This window comes from Legionella brunensis (assembly GCF_001467025.1).
Classification (GTDB): domain Bacteria; phylum Pseudomonadota; class Gammaproteobacteria; order Legionellales; family Legionellaceae; genus Tatlockia; species Tatlockia brunensis.
This window is the reverse complement of the sequence record NZ_LNXV01000029.1, coordinates 263,126-263,511: the sequence shown is the minus strand read 5'-3', so window position 1 is coordinate 263,511 and position 386 is coordinate 263,126. Positions and strand designations below refer to the sequence as shown.

Here is a 386-nt window from a genome sequence, read left to right as displayed (position 1 = left end):
CGCTGATTTTAAATGTATTTCATATAATCATTTCGTCTAAAAAAGGATATAATATGAAATATATCAGCGAGTTGCTTGAGATTTTAGGTCAACAACTGGATTGGCACAAGTCACGATTAGATTGTTTTGGTCAAATGTTGTTAGCGTTGTTTATAGTACGTAGTGTAAATTTGAGTGAAATTGCTGTAGCAATGCCTAAAGAAGTATTAATTGAGTCACGCTATAAACGAGTAAAGCGATTTTTTTCTGGATTTTCTTTTAATTTTGACTCGATTTAACGCTGGCTTTATTTATTATTTTTTTCTCAATCGAAGTCAGTTTATCTTGCCATAGACAGAACGAATTGGTACTGGGGAAAATCAAAAGTCAATATTTTTATGTTATCC

Annotated in this window: 1 protein-coding gene; it reads left to right on the top strand. The window is 31.3% G+C overall.

Annotated elements, in window-relative coordinates; all coding sequences use genetic code 11:
* Positions 1 to 53 precede the first annotated feature (53 nt).
* The gene (locus tag Lbru_RS09935; RefSeq protein WP_131793656.1) at positions 54 to 278 is read left to right on the top strand and encodes a hypothetical protein; all 225 of its coding nucleotides are present in this window, start codon (positions 54 to 56) and stop codon (positions 276 to 278) included.
* Positions 279 to 386 lie beyond the last annotated feature (108 nt).